At 36.0% G+C, this 19,795-nt stretch carries 14 protein-coding genes; 9 read left to right on the top strand and 5 right to left on the bottom strand.

Features of this window, described 5'->3' with window-relative positions:
• The first annotated feature begins 176 nt into the window (after positions 1-176).
• From WG904_RS08225 to WG904_RS08215, 3 genes are read left to right on the top strand one after another with little or no spacing between them, the layout of a single operon-like run.
• Positions 177-4,298: a PAS domain S-box protein gene (locus tag WG904_RS08225; RefSeq protein ID WP_339578828.1), complete on the top strand. Its 4,122-nt coding sequence runs from the start codon at positions 177-179 to the stop codon at positions 4,296-4,298.
• A gap of 6 nt (positions 4,299-4,304) precedes the next feature.
• Positions 4,305-4,712 (top strand): response regulator, encoded by a 408-nt coding sequence (locus WG904_RS08220; RefSeq protein WP_339578827.1) that lies wholly within the window; start codon positions 4,305-4,307, stop codon positions 4,710-4,712.
• Positions 4,713-4,750: 38 nt separating this feature from the next.
• Positions 4,751-7,183: a zinc-dependent metalloprotease gene (locus tag WG904_RS08215; RefSeq protein ID WP_339578826.1), complete on the top strand. Its 2,433-nt coding sequence runs from the start codon at positions 4,751-4,753 to the stop codon at positions 7,181-7,183.
• Between the two features lie 17 nt (positions 7,184-7,200).
• Here the strand turns inward: WG904_RS08215 and WG904_RS08210 are convergent, their stop codons facing one another.
• Positions 7,201-7,443, bottom strand: a complete 243-nt coding sequence (locus tag WG904_RS08210; RefSeq protein ID WP_339578825.1) for a helix-turn-helix domain-containing protein — start codon at positions 7,441-7,443, stop codon at positions 7,201-7,203.
• Between the two features lie 531 nt (positions 7,444-7,974).
• Between WG904_RS08210 and WG904_RS08205 the strand changes: the two genes are divergently transcribed.
• From WG904_RS08205 to WG904_RS08180, 6 genes are all read left to right on the top strand, one after another.
• Positions 7,975-8,547 carry an RNA polymerase sigma-70 factor gene (locus tag WG904_RS08205; protein ID WP_339578824.1) on the top strand — a complete coding sequence of 191 codons (573 nt, stop codon included), beginning with the start codon at positions 7,975-7,977 and terminating at the stop codon, positions 8,545-8,547.
• Positions 8,548-8,586: 39 nt separating this feature from the next.
• Entirely contained in the window at positions 8,587-9,702 is a 1,116-nt protein-coding gene (locus tag WG904_RS08200; RefSeq protein ID WP_339578823.1) for a FecR family protein, read from the top strand.
• A 232-nt stretch (positions 9,703-9,934) separates the two neighbouring features.
• Entirely contained in the window at positions 9,935-13,378 is a 3,444-nt protein-coding gene (locus tag WG904_RS08195; protein ID WP_339578822.1) for a SusC/RagA family TonB-linked outer membrane protein, read from the top strand.
• An 18-nt stretch (positions 13,379-13,396) separates the two neighbouring features.
• Positions 13,397-14,770, top strand: coding sequence for a RagB/SusD family nutrient uptake outer membrane protein (locus WG904_RS08190; protein ID WP_339578821.1), 1,374 nt, complete (start codon positions 13,397-13,399; stop codon positions 14,768-14,770).
• A gap of 35 nt (positions 14,771-14,805) precedes the next feature.
• On the top strand, positions 14,806-16,188 hold the full coding sequence (locus tag WG904_RS08185; protein WP_339578820.1) for a TlpA family protein disulfide reductase: 1,383 nt from the start codon (positions 14,806-14,808) through the stop codon (positions 16,186-16,188).
• A 43-nt stretch (positions 16,189-16,231) separates the two neighbouring features.
• A complete protein-coding gene (locus WG904_RS08180) occupies positions 16,232-17,608 on the top strand; it encodes a TlpA family protein disulfide reductase (RefSeq protein ID WP_339578819.1) in 1,377 nt (458 codons plus the stop codon).
• 44 nt (positions 17,609-17,652) lie between these two features.
• Here the strand turns inward: WG904_RS08180 and WG904_RS08175 are convergent, their stop codons facing one another.
• The 4 genes from WG904_RS08175 to WG904_RS08160 all read right to left on the bottom strand — a co-directional run bounded on the left by WG904_RS08175 (position 17,653) and on the right by WG904_RS08160 (position 19,685).
• Complete coding sequence (locus WG904_RS08175) at positions 17,653-17,961, bottom strand: DUF6520 family protein (RefSeq protein WP_339578818.1); 309 nt, start codon at positions 17,959-17,961, stop codon at positions 17,653-17,655.
• Positions 17,962-18,105: 144 nt separating this feature from the next.
• The gene (locus WG904_RS08170) at positions 18,106-18,537 is read right to left on the bottom strand and encodes a MauE/DoxX family redox-associated membrane protein (RefSeq protein ID WP_339578817.1); all 432 of its coding nucleotides are present in this window, start codon (positions 18,535-18,537) and stop codon (positions 18,106-18,108) included.
• Between the two features lie 127 nt (positions 18,538-18,664).
• On the bottom strand, positions 18,665-19,279 hold the full coding sequence (locus WG904_RS08165) for a cyclic nucleotide-binding domain-containing protein (RefSeq protein ID WP_339578816.1): 615 nt from the start codon (positions 19,277-19,279) through the stop codon (positions 18,665-18,667).
• Positions 19,280-19,289: 10 nt separating this feature from the next.
• Positions 19,290-19,685, bottom strand: a complete 396-nt coding sequence (locus WG904_RS08160) for a hypothetical protein (protein ID WP_339578815.1) — start codon at positions 19,683-19,685, stop codon at positions 19,290-19,292.
• Positions 19,686-19,795 lie beyond the last annotated feature (110 nt).

Genomic DNA, 19,795 nt, shown 5'->3' with positions numbered 1-19,795 from the left:
TGTATGCTAAGTTCTAGCGAATATCGATACTGATTTGATAGATAAGGAATTAACTATTAGTTAATGGAAATTTGCTTAATTAATGTTTAATTTTTAGATATAAATGTTATCGTTTTTGTTAAATTTCTTTACCTTGAACTGATTTGCCAAGAGAATTCACGAATTAATTTTAATTAATGAATTTAATTGGTGTGAATTATTTTATTTATCTCCCTATGTTGGCCAATAGTTTATATCAAGAAATGTTTAATTTAATGCCTCTGCCAACGGTTTTGTTATCCGTTAGCGAAGGCATGGTTAGCGTTGTTGAAGCCAATAGCGCCTATCTCGATCTCATCGGTACCACCATTCCTGCTGGTGAGAATTTTTTAACAATGCTCGAAAATGAAGCCGAGAACTTAAATCTTTATCAATTTAGCCTAGCTATAAAAAAATCGCTAACGAAGGCAATTAAAACTAAGAAGCCCAACACAATTAAACTTAGCTTAAAAAAGATAGAGATCCACCATACACCATTGGTTAATAAAAAGGGAGACGTCGAATATCTGTTGCATGTAATTAAACCTATTCCAATTCAACATACTACCGAAAAGCTTTTGTCTTTACTGATTAGTAATACAGAAGAAGCATTCATTGTATTGGATAAAGATTTAAATATTACCTCCTTTAATGCGAAGTTTTATGAGTTATATCTTACTTATTTTGGAATTAATATTATTGAAGGCGAATCGATAATGCTTTACGCTCAACCCAATCGCAGGGTCGTGTTGAAGAAATTATATCAAAATGTACTTAAGGGTAAAGTGGAACATTCTGTAATTGATATTGAATACCAAAATGAAATTCGTAAGATTTCAATAAAATATAGCCCCATAGCAGACGAGAATCAACATATAATTGGCGTATTCGTTGCTGCGTCAGACCTTACAGAAATTACAAAATTCGAACAGCAGTTAAAAAGTAAAGAACAAGAGCTATCGCTTATTTACAATAATTTAAACGAGGTTGTTTTTTTACTTACGGTAGAAAATAACAAGAAATTTAAATTTGCTTCAATTAATAAGGCGTTTGCAAAGGTTTCTGGTTTAAGCGAAGAACAAGTAATAGGATCTTACGTAGAAGAAATTATTCCTGAACCATCATTGACATCAGTTTTAGCTAACTATAAAATTGCCATAGAAAGCAAGAAAATGGTAAGTTGGGAAGAAACATCTCAATATCCTACGGGCGAAAAAACAGCAATTGTTTCTGTAAATCCAGTTTTCGATACAAAGGGGAATTGCGTTGAACTGATTGGTTCAGTTCATGACATTACCGAGCGCATACTTGCTGAACAGCGATTTAGGAGCTTGGTCCAAGAAGGGTCGGATATGATCGGTATTTTAGATACTAAGGGAAAGTACCTGTATGTATCTCCTACTTCAATCCCTGTCTTAGGGATGACACCCGAAGAATTTATAGGTAAAAGCGCATTCGATTTTATACATCCCGATGATTTGGAAAATGTATCTGCCAAATTTTTAAATCTAGGCATAGAAAAAAGGATTGAGCTTAGCCCTTTTCGCTTTAAACACAAAAATGGTACTTGGCGGTGGATTGAAACAGTAGTAACCTATATGCTAGACGATCCTTCTATTAAGGGGATTGTTTCGAATTCGAGAGATGTAACTGATAAATTGGTAGCTCAAAAAGTAATTTTACTTTCTAACGAACGCTATAAATATGTAACAAAAGCCACATCTGATGCGATTTGGGATTGGGATCTGGTTACAGAAGAACTGTATTGGGGCGAAGGATTTGAACTGCTATTTGGATATGCGCTAAAAGATTTAGCACCGGATATAAGGTCTTGGTCGGACAAAATCCATAAAAAAGATTTAAAAAGAGTTATAAATGGGGTTAATTCAGTAATAGATAGTGAAGATCAAACAAATTGGAAAGAAGAATACTGGTATTTAAAAGCTGATGGCAAATATGCGTATGTACAAGATAAAGGATTTGTAATACGCGACGAGCACGGCAAGGCCATTCGAATGGTGGGTGCGATCCAAGATATCAGCCAAAGAAAAAAAGAAGAACAGCAGCTTAAACTACTCGAATCGGTAATTACGAATACGAACGACTCGGTGTTAATTACTGAGGCCCAACCTATAGAAGGAATTGGACCACGTATTATATATGTTAACAATGCCTTTACAAAATTAACAGGTTACACAGCAGATGAAGTAATAGGAAAAACTCCTCGCATTTTACAAGGAAAAAAAACCGATAGAGGGGTACTAGACAACTTAAAAAAGCATCTAAAAAATTGGGAACCCTTCGAAGCAATTTTACTTAATTACAAAAAAAATGGAGAGGAATTTTGGATTCATCTCTCCATTACGCCAGTTGCAGATGAAAAAGGTTGGTTTACCCATTGGATTTCGATTGAAAGAGATGTTACGGAACAAAAAAATCTGGAGCTACAAAAAGTATTGCTGGCCGATATCAGCCAATTGTTTAACACAACGCTTACGCTGCCCGAAACCTTAAGTAGGGTATTGCAATCCATTAGTGCAATGGGAAATTATTGCGCTGCCGAAATTTGGCTGGTAGATGAAGATAAGAAGGAGCTAAATTTATTAACTAAATATTGGGCCGACGAACAAATGGGTGCATTCTATGAACAAACTGAGCATCAATTTAGCTTTAAATTTGGCGAAGGCCTGCCTGGTACTGTCTGGAAGTACAAAACTTTACAAGTTTGGGATGTAAATACCACAGATTTCTCAAGTTTTAGAACAAAAGCAGCTTATGAAGCAAATCTTAAATGGGGGATAGGTTTACCCTTGTTTGCAAATGAGGGAGTAAATGGTGTATTAATTTTAGGTTCTCGTGAGCAAGGTAAGTTAGGTGTTTCTGCTGTGCTCTCTACAAATTTTGGACAACATCTCGGTGCCGAGATTAAGCGTAAACAGTTGGAACAAGAGTTGCATCAACTCTTTACTTTTGCCCCTGATATTATTGCTACAGCTAATTTTGAAGGTTATTTTAAAAAGATAAATCCTGCAGCTTGTAGTTTATTAGAATACACATTAGACGAATTTTTAGCTCAGCCCATTAGTAATTTTATACACCCCGACGATCGAGAAAGTACATTAGATCAGCTTCATGCAAATAAGGATAAAGCCGAAACGTATTACATTGAGAATAGGTACCTTACCAAATCTGGAAGAATTAAATGGTTGGCTTGGGCTTCGAATACGCTCGTGGAAGAAGGTCTAATTTTTTCTGTTGCAAAAGATATCACAGAGGAAAGGAATCTTTCAGAGCTGTTGTTAAAATCGAATAGCATGGGTAAAGTGGGAAGCTGGGAAATTGATATTATTGGAGGCACTGTATATTGGTCTGATATTACTAAAGAAATCCGTGAAACTGAACCTGGTTTTATACCTACACTAGAAACAGGTATACATTATTTTAAAGAAGGAAAGGATAAAGAAACCATTACTCAAAAAGTAAACGATTGTAAGTTAAATGGAACGCCTTGGGACGAGGAACTGCAGATTGTTACTTTTAAAGGAAATTTAAAATGGATTCGAACCATAGGACAAGCCGAAATGTTAAATGGCAAATGTATTCGAATTTATGGTAGTTTCCAAGATATCGACGAGCGAAAGAAGGCCGAACTAAAAGTTGCGCAAGCAGTTCGGGAGCTCGAAGAATCAGAAAAACGCTATAGCGATTTATTTCATCTAAGTCCGCTACCGAAATGGGTATATGATGTAGAAACGTTTAGATTTTTAGATGTGAATCAAACGGCAATTAAGCATTATGGCTATAGTTATGAGGAGTTTTTAAACATGACCATTAAAGATATTCGCCCTCCAGAAGAATGGTCTCATTTAGAAGATGCCATTAAGGTATCATCAGCAAGCGGTGAGCATTTTTATGAGGGTGTTTTCATTCACCAAAATAAACAAGGAAGACGCTTAAATGTAGAAATTAAAAGTAATACGATCTTTTTCAAAGGTAAAATGGCGAAAGTAATTGTAGCCAATGATATTACCGAGAGAATTTCATATTTTAATGCATTAGAACAGCAAAATAGAAAATTGCAAGAAATTTCGTGGATTCAATCGCACATCATCAGGGCACCGTTATCGAGGTTAATGGGCCTAGTTTACATGTTGAAAGATAAAGGTGTACAAACTGAGCTTAGCGAGGAAGCTATTATAAGCCATATCGAACATTCGGCAGAAGAATTAGATATAAAAATAAGAGAAATCATAAAAAAATCAGACCATAAAGAAATTTAAACACCGATGGATTCTAAGATTTTAGTAATAGACGACGACAGTATCATTTTGTTTATACATCGAACGATGATTAAAAACAGTGGCATTAAAGCACAGGTAGAATATTTTTTAAGTGCGGAACTGGCATTGAACTATATAATGGAGCATAAAGACAGCCATAGCTTTTTATTGCTTTTAGATATCAATATGCCTGGTATGAACGGGTGGGAACTGCTTGATATTCTAAAAGCGTCTCCTTTTAAAGATAATATCAACGTAGTAATGGTTACCTCTTCTATAAACGAAGCAGATAGAACAAAAGCATACACGTATGAGCAAGTTCACGAATATTTAACAAAACCAATTAAAGTAGCCGATTTTGTTTCCCTGCAATCACATAAAAAGGTAGGAAGATTTTTTAGACCATCGAACTAAATTTATATCTTTAGCTATCAAGAAATTAACCCTCATTAATGAAAATATTTTCATCGCTCTTAATTGCCTTTCTTTTAGTTAGCACTGTTTCTTTTGCTCAAACTAAAGTAGCCAATCTAACCGAGTTTACACAGAACTTTAAAAAATTCGAAGGTTATTTTAATTTTTATTACGATGAGAAAACAGGTAAGATCTATTTAGCAATTGATAAGTTAGATCGCGAATTTTTATATTTCGGCTCTTTATCAACTGGGGTTGGAAATGGAGGGCCGGAGCGTGGCCAGGCGTCTTCATTGCTATTAAAATTTTCAAAAGAGGGCAACAAAATCCTTTTGATGCAACCGGTAACCAATTATAGGGCCGATTCGAAAGATAAAGATGAAATGAATGCGGTAGAGAGTAATTTTGCCAAATCGGTTGTATTTGGGTTTGTGCCAGTTGCAGCTTCAGAAGGCACCTATTTAATCGATTTAACTCCTTTTATCGTACGCGATAGTCAAGGCATTGGGTCTCGTTTGGGCGCTAGTGTGGGCAGAGGAGCATCAACTGCCTCGTATAAGGTTGATGAAACCCGATCGGTTGTATATTTACCGAATACCAAAAACTTTCCAAAAAATACGGAATTTGAAGCGCTAATTACTTTTGCAGGGTCAACGCCAGATATAAAAGCTATTACCGTAAATATGCATCAATCTTTTATAGAGCTGCCAGAGCAAGGATTTGAAATGCGTAAATTTGACCCTCGTTCATCCTCATTCCAATTTAGCTATTTGGATTTTTCGGCACCAATGTCTGAGCCTATCGTAAAACGAACCATTAGCAGGCATCGCTTACAAAAGAAAGACCCCAATGCTGCCATGAGCGAAGCCATAAAGCCGATTGTTTATTACCTTTCGCGTGGAGTTCCAGAACCGGTAAAAACGGCATTATTAACCGGTGGTATGTGGTGGAACCAAGCTTTTGAAGCGGCGGGCTTTAAAAACGCATTTCAATTTAAGGAATTACCAGAAGGCGCCGATCCGATGGATATTCGCTACAATGTCGTAAACTGGATTACCCGTTCTGGCAGTCCTGCACGAGCTTTTTCATTTGGTTCTTCATATACCGATCCTCGTACGGGCGAGATTATAAAAGGGGTGGTTACGTTAGGTTCAGATCGGCATCGCCAAGATTATTTAATTGCCATTGGCTTAATGCAACCTTATATCGACGGTAAAAAAGTACCCAAAGAGATCGAAGCATTAGCACTTAATCGCATCCGGCAGTTATCTGCTCACGAAATTGGTCATACCTTAGGTTTTAACCACAATTTTGCCGCTAGTCCAAAAGGCGATGCTTCGGTTATGGATTATCCTTTTCCTAAGTTTACGCTAAAGGCGGATGGAACTGTAGATATTTCGAATCCCTACACCAACGAAATTGGAAGTTGGGACAAGCGTTCGGTAATTTGGGCCTATAGTCAGTTTAAAAAAGGTGCGGATGAGAATGTCGAATTGGATAAAATTATGGCCGAAACGCTTAAGCAGGGCTATGAGTATATTCCAGATATTGGAGGTAATGCTCACCCCGGGTCGAATCAATGGGAAACGGGGAAGAATACATTGGTACAAATGGAGAACATTTTAAAAGTAAGGAGAAAAGTACTAGACGACTTTTCGGAAAAAGCCATACCTGCTGGAGCGCCTATGGCTACCCTAGAAGAAGTATTGGTGCCAATTTATTTATTACATCGTTATCAGGTAGAGGCGGTTGCTAAAGCCTTAGGAGGTTTGTATTTTACGCATGCGGTAAAAAACGACGGACAAATACCTACAAAAATGGTAGCTCCAGAAATACAGTGGCAGGCCTTCGATTTGTTGATGCAAACCTTAACACCCGATGCTTTAGTTTTATCAGATGCGCTGATTTCTAAAATACCTCCTCGTCCGTCGGGTTACCCTTCCTCAATCGAAAATTTTAGGGGCAATACCGGGCCTACTTTCGATCCCATTGCTGCGGCCGAAACTGCGGTAAATATTACCTTATCGTATTTGCTAAATGAAGAACGTGCGGCTCGCTTAATCGAGTACAAAGCGCGCGATAATAAACAACCTGGTTTTTTGGCTGTGCTTGATAAACTCATTGAAAAAACATGGAAAGCGCCATTGCCAGATGGATATAAGGGTGAATTGCAGGTAATGGTAAATAACGAAGTACTAAAATATCTTTTGGCTTTAGCAGGGAATACAGGGGCAGCTAAAAATGTACGTGGGCAAGCATTGTTGAAAATTGAGGAGCTAAAATTATACCTCACCACAAGGATGATAGGGGGCTCACCTACTGTAAAAGCTAATATGTGGTTTGCCTTAAGTCAGATCGAAGCCTTTAAAACCGACCCTTCTAAATTTACGGCTCCTGCTACAGTTGCTACTCCGCCAGGAGCGCCAATTGGAATGCCAGGAATAAATTTTTTGAAAGATGAGGAGTGGTAAGCGTTTAGTTTATTAGCTTATGATTCTAATTTATCGAAATCTAACAGCTCGTCAATGCTTACGTTTAAAGCTCTAGCAATTAGTGCCAGATTATAAGCGGTTGGGTTTGCCCCATTAATTTCGTAATGATTTACGATTTGTTTATCCTTAAAGCCAATGCTTATCGCTAATTGCGCCTGCGAAAGATGGGCTTCTTTTCTAAGTTGCCTAATCCGCTTCGCTAGCTTAATTTTGAATGCTGCAATGGGCATATCTTTCATCCGCACAAACTGTGGATAATTCCAACAATTTGAGTAAACATAAATGTTGACTTTTATAAATATTTTATTATATTTGAATACAACATCTGGTTGTACAGTCTAATCAAGCAAATTATGCATAAGCTCCTTAACGTATTTGATGCCCTAAGCTTTGCATATTTAAGTGTATTTGAATTCGACTGCTTATTTGCATTAAAGCCTAAAAGTCCGGTATAGTTTAAAAGCGTAATTGAAAAAGAATTAACTTAAAATGTATAATTTAGCAGTTCTTCTTTTTAAAAAATAAGACTGCTTACAAGCCTCGTCAACAAATCTGGAAAATTTCCACACGAGAGTAAGTGTAGCATCCATACCCTATATTACAATAGGGTCGGTGCTCGCTTATGTTTAGTGTGTGGAACCATCTCTTCGGAGTTTGGGGGGCTTTTCCAGAGCCTGTTGACATTAGACTTCGCGAGTTTCCGACCCTATTGTATTTCAAAAATCAGAATTCTCGTTTCTAAAATTGGCTTGCAATTCACCCGAACAAGCATGCCTGATTATAAAACGCTTTCAGATTTTGATTTACTTCATCACTTATCACTTGGAGACAGTATTGCATATACCGAAATCTATGAGCGCTATTATTACCTGATGCTTGTGTTTGCATATAAGAAGCTTAGAGATGAGGATTTGGCAAAAGATAGCATTCAAGAGCTATTTGCCAATCTTTGGGAAAAAAGGGCAACCTTAACTTCTGTTAACCATTTAGCATCTTATTTATTTACGGCTACTAGAAATAGAGTATTTGATTTGATTTCGCATCACCATGTAAAATCGAAGTATATCCAATCTATAGCAGATTATTCAAATACTACTCATAATGCGCAAACAGATTATCTCGTTAGAGAAAAGCAATTAAAGGCATATATAGAGAAAGCAATTAATGAGTTGCCAAGCAAAATGAGAGAGATCTTTGAATTAAGCAGAAAATCAGACCTTACCTATAAAGAAATTGCTGAAAAACTCTCTGTATCGGAGCGTACTGTTAACAATCAAATCTCTAACGCCTTAAAAAGGTTGAGAACTAAACTTTTGAAAATAGTTCTAGGTATATCCTTTTAGTTCTCCGTCATATCTTCAAAATCGGTTAATCCAGTTGTAATGAATAGCGAAGAAGCGGAACAATTACTTTTAAAATATAATTTAGGAAAATGCACACCTTCTGAAAAGGCTTTGCTGGAAGATTGGTTGCTCCAATATAATGAGCATGATATCGATATTTCGTCAACACGTATTGAAGAATTAGGTAAGAAAATCTATGCAGAATTGCCTATACATAAGAAAAAGGTAATAAAACTTTGGGCTAGTGTAATTTCTGCAGCAGCAATGTTAGTGATAGCATTTGGAATTTGGCATTTTCATCGTAATAGCCAACTAAAAGAAACATCAAAATATGTACATGATATTTCTCCAGGAGGAAATAAAGCAACGCTAACGCTTGCAGATGGAAGAAGTATTAACTTAAATACTGCTAAATCTGGGGTTTCGATACGTGGTAATACCGTAAGTTATTTAGATGGTAAAATTATCGACCATGAGGATAAAAGTGGAGGCGAGGCGATGCAGGTACTTACAACCCCAAAGGGTGGCCAATACCACCTGATTTTGTCTGATGGTACAAAAATTTGGCTGAATGCAGCTTCGTCAATTAAATATCCGGTTTCTTTTATAGGGAAGAACGAAAGAAGGGTAATTTTAACTGGCGAGGCGTATTTTGAAGTTACAAAAGTAAAAGGTGCAAAAATGCCTTTTATTGTAGTTACAGGAGCTAAGGAATCAGGTGGAAATGGTCAAGAAGTAGAAGTATTGGGTACACATTTCAATATAAACACTTATAACGTTTCTCAGATTAAAACTACGTTGCTAGAAGGAAGTGTTAGAGTGTCGGCTTCAAATGTACAAGGAGCAGTGCTAAAACCGGGCGACCAGTCTACTTTTTCAAATCATCAATTTGCGATAAATAAAGTAGATACAGACCTAGAAATTGCTTGGAAAAATGGAAAAACAGCTTTCGAAAGTGCAGATATTCAGAGTGTAATGCAAATGTTAACACTTTGGTACGATATTAAAGTAATCTATAGTGGAGAGATACCCAAGGTACGGTTTAGTGGGGCTGTATCTCGATCAAAAAATATATCAGAAGTGTTAAAACTATTAGAATCAACAAATGACGTACACTTTAAAATTGAAGGAAGGGAGATTACAGTTATGAATTAATAAACGAAAATGGTTAATAGTTAATTGATTAAAAGCGAGAGGGTGTGGGAACTCTCTCGCTTAATAGAATTCAGTTAATAAATAAAATGCGACTAACAACCTATAAACAACTAAATCAACTCAAATGTACAAATTTTATCTAAAAGGTGTGCTTGTAATACAGTGCATTATTAAATTTCTCTCACTTTATAAGACTAACCTTAGAAGGTGGAACCTTTCTTATATAAAATTCTTGGCAATAATTAGTTTCTTGCTTCATGTATCTTCAACTAGTAGTGCTCAAAGTATTACAATTAACAAGAAAAACGCCTTATTAAGCGAAATTTTCAAGGATATTAGAAAACAGACCGATTACGACTTTATTTATACCGATAAGCAGCTTGCAACCGCAAAAAAAGTTAGTATTTCAGTAAAAAATGCATCTGTTAAGAATGTACTTGATAAATGTTTCGAAAATCAACCTTTATTCTATAAGATTAAGGATAAAACAATAACCATAGAAATAAAATTACCACCCTCGATAGAAACTAAGCGAATTCAGTTGAATCAACTAGACACTAGGGGTATGGTGATAGATGAGGTAGGGATGCCACTTAGTGGGGCAGGTATTTCCGTTAAAGGGTTAAATAAGAGCACGATTACGAATAACCAAGGTGAATTCCTTTTGACAGGTGTTAACGATGATGCAATTTTGGTGATTAGCTACATCGGTTATGTAACACAAGAAATTCCTGTAAAACCAGAGATGGGAGGTGTTAAACTGCTACGTAGCAACGATGAGTTAAATGAAATCCAGATTGTAAGTACGGGTTATCAAATGCTGCCAAAAGAACGTGCTACTGGCTCATTCTCAGTTATGAATATAAATAAACTTAACCGTAAAGTAAGTTTAGATATTTTAAGTCGATTGGAAGATGAAATACCCGGATTGGTTTTTAATAGGAAGGGAGCTAATCCTATTACTATTCGCGGTACAAGTACTATTAATTCAAATTCTTATCCATTAATTGTAGTCGATAATTTTCCTTATGATGGAGACATTAGTAACATTAATCCAAATGATGTTGAACGAATTACAGTCTTGAAGGATGCAGCAGCTGCCTCCATTTGGGGGGCAAGAGCTGGAAATGGAGTAATTGTAATTGATACTAAAAAAGGAAAATTAAATAACTCTCCTCGTTTTTCATTTAATTCTAATTTAACCGTTTCCGAAAAACAAAATTTGTTTTACGAAAAAAAGATTTCGACCAGCCAATTTATTGATATCGAAACTGATTTGTTTAATAAAGGGTTCTATAGAAATACAGAGATATCGGTGAATAAAGCGCCACTGAGCCCAATTGTAGAAACGCTAATTGCACAACGTGATGGTAAAATTACAGCGAACGATGCCAAAACAACTATAGATGGATTACGAAGTTTAGATGCTAGAAATGATTTTAGTGATTATATTTTGCAAAACCCATATAACCAGCAATATGCGTTAAATTTGAGTGGCGGGAGCGATAAGCAACAATATTATATTTCGGGAGGATATGATAGAAATTTAAAAGGCGAGGTAGGAAATTCGTATAAAAGGGTTAGCATAAATGCTAGCAATAGTTACTTTTTGGTTGACCGGAAATTGCAAATTAAAACAGAGTTGTTTTATACCAAAGGGAGTACGGCACAAAATAATCCAGGTTTTACATCGCTTACATTAAATGCCCGATATCCTTATTTGCAACTCATAAATAATGGTATTGCTGCTACAGTCGACAATCAGTATCGCTCTAGTTACCTAAATACATTTACTGAAACGAATGAGGGATTATTAGATTGGACGTATAAGCCATTAGAGGAAATTGAATTGAATGATAATTCGGTTAATACAACAGATTATAGGCTTAATTTTGGCGCTAATTATCAATTTTTACCCACCCTAAGGGCCGACATTTTATATCAATATGGGCAAGGATTAAATGTAGGTAATAACTACAGGAGTCAGGCTACTTTTTACACACGTAATCTGATAAATGGGATTACAATTATTAATGCAGACGGTTCTCTTACTAGGCCAATTCCATTAGGAGGTATTTTAGATCGGGCTACTACAAATACAATTTCGCAGAATGCCCGTATGCAACTTAATTTCAGTCCTACGCTTGGCAATCGTCATTCTCTTAATGCTTTAGCAGGTACAGAAATTCGGGATGTAAATATAGAAGAAGAACGCTATCGTTTATATGGCTATGATGAAGAACATGAAACGAGTAAAACAGTAGATTATACCACCTCATTTAAACGATTAATTATACCAACAACAACATTGCTCATCGAAAATGGCGATTCGAGAGGTGTGTTAACAGATCGCTTTCTATCTTATTATGCCAATGGTGCCTATAGTTATAATAAAAGATATGTTGTTTCAGCAAGCGCACGTTTTGATCAAAGTAATTTATTTGGCGTAAAGACAAATCAAAAGGGAGTACCGCTATGGTCGGCCGGTGCGAAGTGGAATATTCATGAAGAAGCCTTTTATAAATTAGATTACTTAGATCAACTTTCACTAAGGGCAACCTATGGCTATAGTGGAAATGTAAACAAAAATTTATCTGCGTATGCAACCGCAATTTACAATCAAGGTGTAGGGAATTCAAATAATGCTGGTACTCGGTTGCCTTATGGAACTATTGTTAACCCACCAAATCCTGAATTAAGATGGGAACGGGTTAAAAACTTAAATCTGGGTGTCGATTTTTCGAGTAAAAATCAACGAATAAATGGTACAGTAGAGTATTTTAAAAAAGTGGGTATTGATTTAATTGGTACTACTCCATTTGCACCTTCAAGTGGCATTTTGACCTTTACGGGTAATACCGCTAATACCAAGGCTTATGGTATAGATTTTAATTTGAATACCATAAATTTCCAAGGTAGCGTAAGATGGAATTCTATATTTTTATTCAGTTATAACCACGATGAAGTAACCGATTATAAAGTAGATGCAACAGCAACAGATTATGTTCAAACTGGAATTAATTTAGGTAAGCCCTTAATTGGAAAACCCCTGTATGCGGTTTATAGTTATCAATGGGCTGGATTGGATGCTGCCAATGGCGATCCACAAGGTTATTTAAATGGTGAGATAAGTAAAGATTATCAAAAGATAATCGCTGATGCAAGACCGAATACAATTCTTTATCATGGCTCAGCCCGCCCCACAGTTTTTGGAGTGCTTAGAAACGAAGTGGCCTATAAAGGATTTACCCTATCTACCAGTATTAGTTATAGAATGGGCTATTATTTTCGTAATACATCCATACGTTATGGAACAGATATGGGCTTGAGCTCAGGCCACATTGATTATACAAAAAAATGGAATGCTCCAGGTGATGAAAGGACAACCTATGTTCCTTCAATTCCTTTAGCTGCGAATACCAATCGCGATGCATTTTTTACTTACTCATCGATTTTAGTAGAGAAGGGCGATCATATCCGCTTACAGGATGTAAATCTTAGCTATGAATTTGCAAAGCGCTACCTAAACACTTTAAAATTGAAAAGGGCGCAAGTCTATCTCTATGCCAATAACATGGGTGTATTGTGGCAAGCAAGTAAGACCGGATTAGATCCAGATTATCAAACTGGGCCACCGCCTAAAACTATTGCTCTAGGTCTTAAAGTAGATTTTTAAATGATAATGAGAAAGAAAATGAAAAAAATAATAATTGGAATTATACTCTTTTGCGGACTAATTTTTGGTGGCTGTAAGGATGAATTTTTAGCGGCCAAACCTGATAAAGCCTTATTAATACCAACAACCTTAATTGATATGCGATTGCTGTTGGATAATATCAGTATCATGAATAATTGTCCTGGCTATCAAGAAATTGCTAGTGATGATTTTTATGCTACAACTACTGGATATACAGCGTTTGGTGTAGCCGAAAGAAATGCATATATATGGGCTAAGGATATTTATGAGGGCACAAATGGTCCCGATTGGAATAGCGCTTATAAGCAGATATTTTATGCAAATTTAGTGCTTGATGGTTTAAAATTGTTAAATGATAACCAGAATACCACGGCGAAAGAAATAGAAGGAACGGCATACTTTTATCGCGGAATAGCCTTGTTTTATTTAGCACAGTTATTCGCTGCTCCTTACCAAAGCGCCACGGCATCTATTGAACTCGGTCTACCTATTCGATTAAGCGCGAATGTAAATGAAAAATCTGTTAGAGGAAATCTTCAGCAAACTTACAATCAGATTTTGGACGATATTAAAAGTGCTGAAATGTTGTTACCAGCACAAACCACAGTAAAAAGTAGACCGAACAAAGCTGCAGTATATGCATTGTTATCAAGGGTTTATTTATCTATGTCTGCTTATACTGATGCAATTCGTTATGCAGACTTAACATTGAACTTGAATGGTAAGCTGATAGATTACAATAATTTAAGCATCACACCTATATCGTTGTCATTTCCAACTTCTCTACCTAATGGAAATGATGAGGTAATTTTTCATACATCACTACCTAACTATGGTTTTTTTACGATTACGAGAACGATTGTTGACTCAGAACTATACAATTCTTATTCTTCAAATGATTTAAGAAAAGTGTTATACTATGCGGATAGAGGCGTTGGAGGGTTTAGTTTTAGAGGCTCTTATAGCGGGCCAAGTACTCCTGCAAGTATTTTTGGAGGTTTAGCCACTGATGAAGTTTATTTAAATAAGGCAGAATGCTTAGCGAGGAGCGGGGACGCTAAAGCCGCTATGGATAATTTAAATCTTCTGCTAATAAATCGGATGATTAAAGGAACATTCGTTCCTATGCAAGCCGCCAATGCGGATGATGCTTTGGTGAAAGTGCTAACAGAAAGAAGAAAGGAATTGGTGAGAAGAGGAATTCGTTGGACAGATTTGAGAAGATTAAATCTGGATAAGCGGTTTTCGAAAACGATAGAACGAGATGTGAATGGTACTATTTATACACTCTTGCCCAATAGTAAACAATACGTTTTGCCGATACCCGATAATGAAATCAAAACTAGCGGAATAGAACAGAATGAAAGATAAAACAAATTTTACAAAGTAATTAACTTATACACAATATGAAAACTGTGCAACAATTCGCAAGAACCACATTTACGCTAATGCATTTTGGAAATTCGGCTTTATTATTTTTATTCTTGTTTATTAACCAATTCGCATTTGGCCAGAACACTTCCGCTATCGATGTAGTTAAAACAGGAATTCAAATTGGGCAACAGGTACCAGATGTTGTCCTGAATAACTTAAACAATTATACAGATGCGTCTGGGAAATTAAGTACCACTGCTAAACTATCGGACTTTAGAGGAAAATTAGTTATTCTCGATTTCTGGGCTACTTGGTGCGCGCCCTGCGTGGCAATGATTCCTAGAATGGATAGTTTGCAAAAAAAATTTAAGGGAAAAGTTCAATTTCTTTCAGTAACCTATCAGACTGAGGAAGAAGTTTTGCCGTTTATGGTGAAAGTCGAGAAACAGCTCAATAAACATTTTAATATCCCTTATCTTACTAAAAGTAAGAAGCTTCATAGCTTGTTCCCTCACGTAACTTTACCTCACTATGTCTGGATAGACGAAAGGGGCATGGTTAAAGCGATTACGGAACTTACAGAAATTACCGCATCAAAGATTGAACTAGCTTTAGGGCAAGTTTATTCAAGTACCCAAAAGCAGGATAAACAAATTGAATTTGATAAGACTAAACCGCTGCTCATAAACGGAAACGGAGGTAATGGTGAAAAAATAGTATACCATTCCATATTATCTGGCTTTATTGACGGTTTAAAACCCGGGTACACGGTTTCTAAACCAGTTGCTGGAGAATCTGCAAAAATAACGCTTAGAAATTTGCCTTTGACAGATTTTTACGATTTGGCATATGGTGTTGGTAAGGAAATGTTTAACAGCAATAAAAGGCTACTGCTAGTGAAAGACACAACTAAGTTTTCAAATAAAGCTCGAGGCTCAGTATACCTCAATTGGCTAAAAAGTGGAAATGGGTACTCGTATGAATTGCTAACTTCTGAAAAATTTACGCCCAATCGGTATCAAATTATGCAAGAAGACCTGAAAAGGTTGTTCCCAGAATATGAATGCTCGGTTGAAAATCAAATGCGAAAGTGTTTGGTTCTCGTAAGAACATCAACCAAAGATAAAATAAAATCAGCAGGGGGAACATCTAGCTTTAGCGCAAGTGCATGGGGACTGAGAATGGAGAATTACGGTCTTCCGAGGTTGGTAGCAGAACTTAATTTGTTCTATTTGGCCAATTCACCATATCCTGTTGTTAATGGCACCGATTATAAGGCATTAGTCGACATGTCTTTTGATACAAACATGACCAGCTTAACCGAATTGAATGACGCATTAGCTAGGTATGACCTGACATTAGAGCTGAAACTGATGCCAATTAACATGCTTGTAATTAGGGATGCAGTAAATTAAACAGTTCATGTAAAAACAATCAAAACATTTAATCATTTATTATATGAGAATTTTGAAACAATTCGCAAGAACAGCATTTAATCTAAGTAATTTAAAAAAATTAGCACTGTTGTTTTTCATGAACTTTATCATTAACCAGTATTCCTATGGTCAAAAATCCGCTATTGACATCGTTAAAACAGGAATTCAAATTGGCCAACAGGTACCCGATGTCGCCCTTAATAACTTAAGCAATTATACAGATGCGTCTGGAAAATTAAGTACCACTGCTAAACTATCAGACTTTAAAGGGAAATTGGTTATTCTCGATTTTTGGGCTACCTGGTGCGCACCCTGCGTGGCAATGATTCCTAGAATGGATAGTTTGCAGACCCAGTTCAATGGTAAGTTGAAATTTATTTCAGTTGCCTATCAAAGTGAAAAAGAAGTTTTACCATTTTTAACAAAACTTGAAAAGCGAAATAATAAAAAGTTTAATATAACTAACTTATCCGGTAGTAAAGTGCTGGAAAAGCTATTTCCTCATATCTATTTACCACATTATGTTTGGATTGATGGAGGTGGTGTAGTAAGGGCCATTACCGGATATAAAGAAATTAATGTCGCAACTATTAATTTGGCACTTGGTAAAGGATATAGTGTTGCACAAAAGAAAGATTTTAAGACTACAATAGATGACAGTAAACCTTTTTTAATAAATGGTAATGGAGGTAATGGAGATAACTTGATGTATCATTCTATTTTAACAGGCTATACCGACGGACTAATAGCGGGAGGTTCTTTTAAAAATCCAGATAGCTTACAGCCGGCTAAAATTATATTTAGAAATACATCTCTATCACATTTATTAAAGCATGCATATGGAGAGGGAAAAGTAATATATGGACGTAATCGAATGCAACTTTTGGTTAAGGATACAAGCAAATTAGTGTACGATGTCTACCAACCGTATCAGGAGTGGGTTAGAAAAAATAAATTTTGCTACGAATTAATTGTGCCCTATAAGTTGGCTGCGAATCGCTTTAAAATGATGCAAAATGATCTAAGCCGCTTTTTTACGGATTATAAATTTAGCGTAGAAAAGCAAGTAAAGAAGTGCTGGGTGCTCATTAGAACATCGACCGAAGATAAAATTGCGTCTGCAGGTGGGGATTATAAATATGCTTCAAATCAATTTGGATTTAAAATGCAAAATCACGCTTTATGGAGGTTTGTTAGTGATTTAAATGCATTGTATATGCAAAATTCTGATTACCCGGTTATCAACCAAACTGATTATAAAGGATTTGTAGATATTGAAGTTCAGGCTCGTATGGGAAACATCACAGAACTGAACAAGGGATTGGCAAAATACGATCTTGCTTTTATACTAAAAGAAGTGGAGATAGATGTTATTGTTGTAAGAGATGCAGTGAATTAAAATTTAACTACCCACTCACATTTTGTGGGCGGGTAGTTAAAAAATTAATAGATTACAAATGTGCCTGGCTCAGCATCACCAGGTATTGGTGTTTCCGCATCAGGTTGGCTCTCAAAAACTGCTTTACATGTACTTTCGCTATCTTCACACGCATATCTTCCTGGTGTTTGATTTCCATCATCTTCAATTAATAAAGATAAATCTACCCAACCGTTAACAGCTAAGCCCGTTGTATTCATTGGATCGTAACCGTACTCGGTAGCGGTTGTGCTTTTAAAAGCACTCTGCGTAAACACTAAACCTAAGCCTAATATAAAGGCAAAAATTGGCAATAATTTTTTTAAATTTTTCATATTATCAGACTGTTATTTTGCATTTGAAAAAACAGTGAAAAAAGTTGGTTGAAATTTTAGATTATTTTATGTAGCCACTCTGGTAGGCTTAATACCTGTTTTTTAAAATTCCCAGAACTTAGAAAAACATTGTAGATTTATTTGTTAGTTTTTTCTTCTCTCCAACCACACTCCCAAACCACTTATCGCTAGAAAATAGACATTAAACCAAAAGTGCAGGCGCCAACCCATCTCTTTTAAAACTCCGCCACAACTACATGGCGTTCGATCATAGTACCCCAAGAGCACTAAGCCTATATAACCCGTAAACAGAAACATTAAAAAAGTAGATAAAATCAATCCCGCAAATCGAGTTGTATTAAATAGTAGCAACAGCGCAGCAAGGATTTCGCTAATAGGGATGAACCAAAATAAAAAAACCGCTGCGGTTTTGCCAAGTGTTTGATTACCCAGTTGACGTTTAAATTCAGTTATGTCGATCAATTTGCTTCCAGCAGAATATACCCAGAGCAAAACCAATAAGGTGCAGATAAATATTAATAATGCAGCTCTGAATTTTAAAAGTTCAAGTTTCATTTGATTTTTCAGATTGATTAATCAAATGTAGTTGTGGATACAAGTATTGTTACCTGTGTAAACAACGTATAAAATACTGTAATAAGACATGTTTTTAACTGTAAGTTTTACAGTGTTTATGAAAAGATCACAGCAGTTTCCCATAAATTCGAATAAAATAATCATAATCGACGTGGATATAATTTGCAATATCTTTCTTCTTTAAACTGGGGAGAATGGTTCTATGCTTATCAATAAATAATTTTATTCTTGCAGAAGCTACGTTTTCTTCAAGTACCAATTGCCTAAATGCTATTCCATCTTCATAGTTGGCTAGAACCCCATCATAAACTGATTTTAACTCATTATAGGTTATAAATAACGAAACAAGCGCTTCAAAGTCGAGATAAATCAATTTAGTGGTATCAATGGCTTTTAGATATTTAGTTTGATTGTGTTTAGTGGTAATGATAAAATTTCCAGTGTTAATAAAATTTACGATGGAAGGCTTTTTACGTTGTTGCGTTTCATATTCTTTAATTAACCCATTAGTTACATAAACAATAGCATTAATTTTCCTATCGAAGCTTTCGTCGGTTTTAAGCTCAGTTTCTAGGAGATGGGATAAGATTTTTGTCCATGCCTGCTGCCTAATTGCACCATAGCTAGCCAACTTTAATTTCAAAGACGAAAGATGTGAATCGTTAAACATGGAATAGGAGTTAAGCTGAGCGCTGTTTGAAGAATATCTTACAGCGCTCATGGATGATTAATTAACTGAGGTAGGTTACTTCAATCTCAACATCGCCTTCAACAACATCATTTCCATCGCTATTGCTAGTAATAGTTATAGTACTTTTAGGTTTAAAAAGTTTATCACTTTCGGAGGAATCTGGTTCGTTACTGTTTTGAACGAGTTGCACTAAGCTAACGGGCTTTTTAAACATTGCGGCCAACGTGATCGTGTAGGCAAGGTTGTATTGAGCTACCGAACTTAGCTGATTATAAAAAGTAAGTTGATTGTTGTCAAGTGCCAGATGTGCTAGTGACCAAGTTTCGAAATCGGTTTCCATGGCAAGAATTTCTGTATCAAATTCTACTGGTGGCAATTGATAAAGCCATTGCTGTAAAGCTAAAACTCCAGCAGGGGTAAAGGGTTGCTTTTCCATTTTTATAAAATTAAAGGTTAATAAATGACAGCTATTTTTTAGCCTTACTTAAATTAATGCCTTTAAAGCATGTGGAATTCGTATTTCCAATTAGTTTAACTGAACGGTAC

Origin of the sequence: Pedobacter anseongensis (assembly GCF_037482965.1) — a bacterium.
GTDB lineage: Bacteria > Bacteroidota > Bacteroidia > Sphingobacteriales > Sphingobacteriaceae > Pedobacter > Pedobacter anseongensis.
Note: the sequence above shows the minus strand (reverse complement) of the source record. Positions and strands in the feature narration are given on the sequence as shown.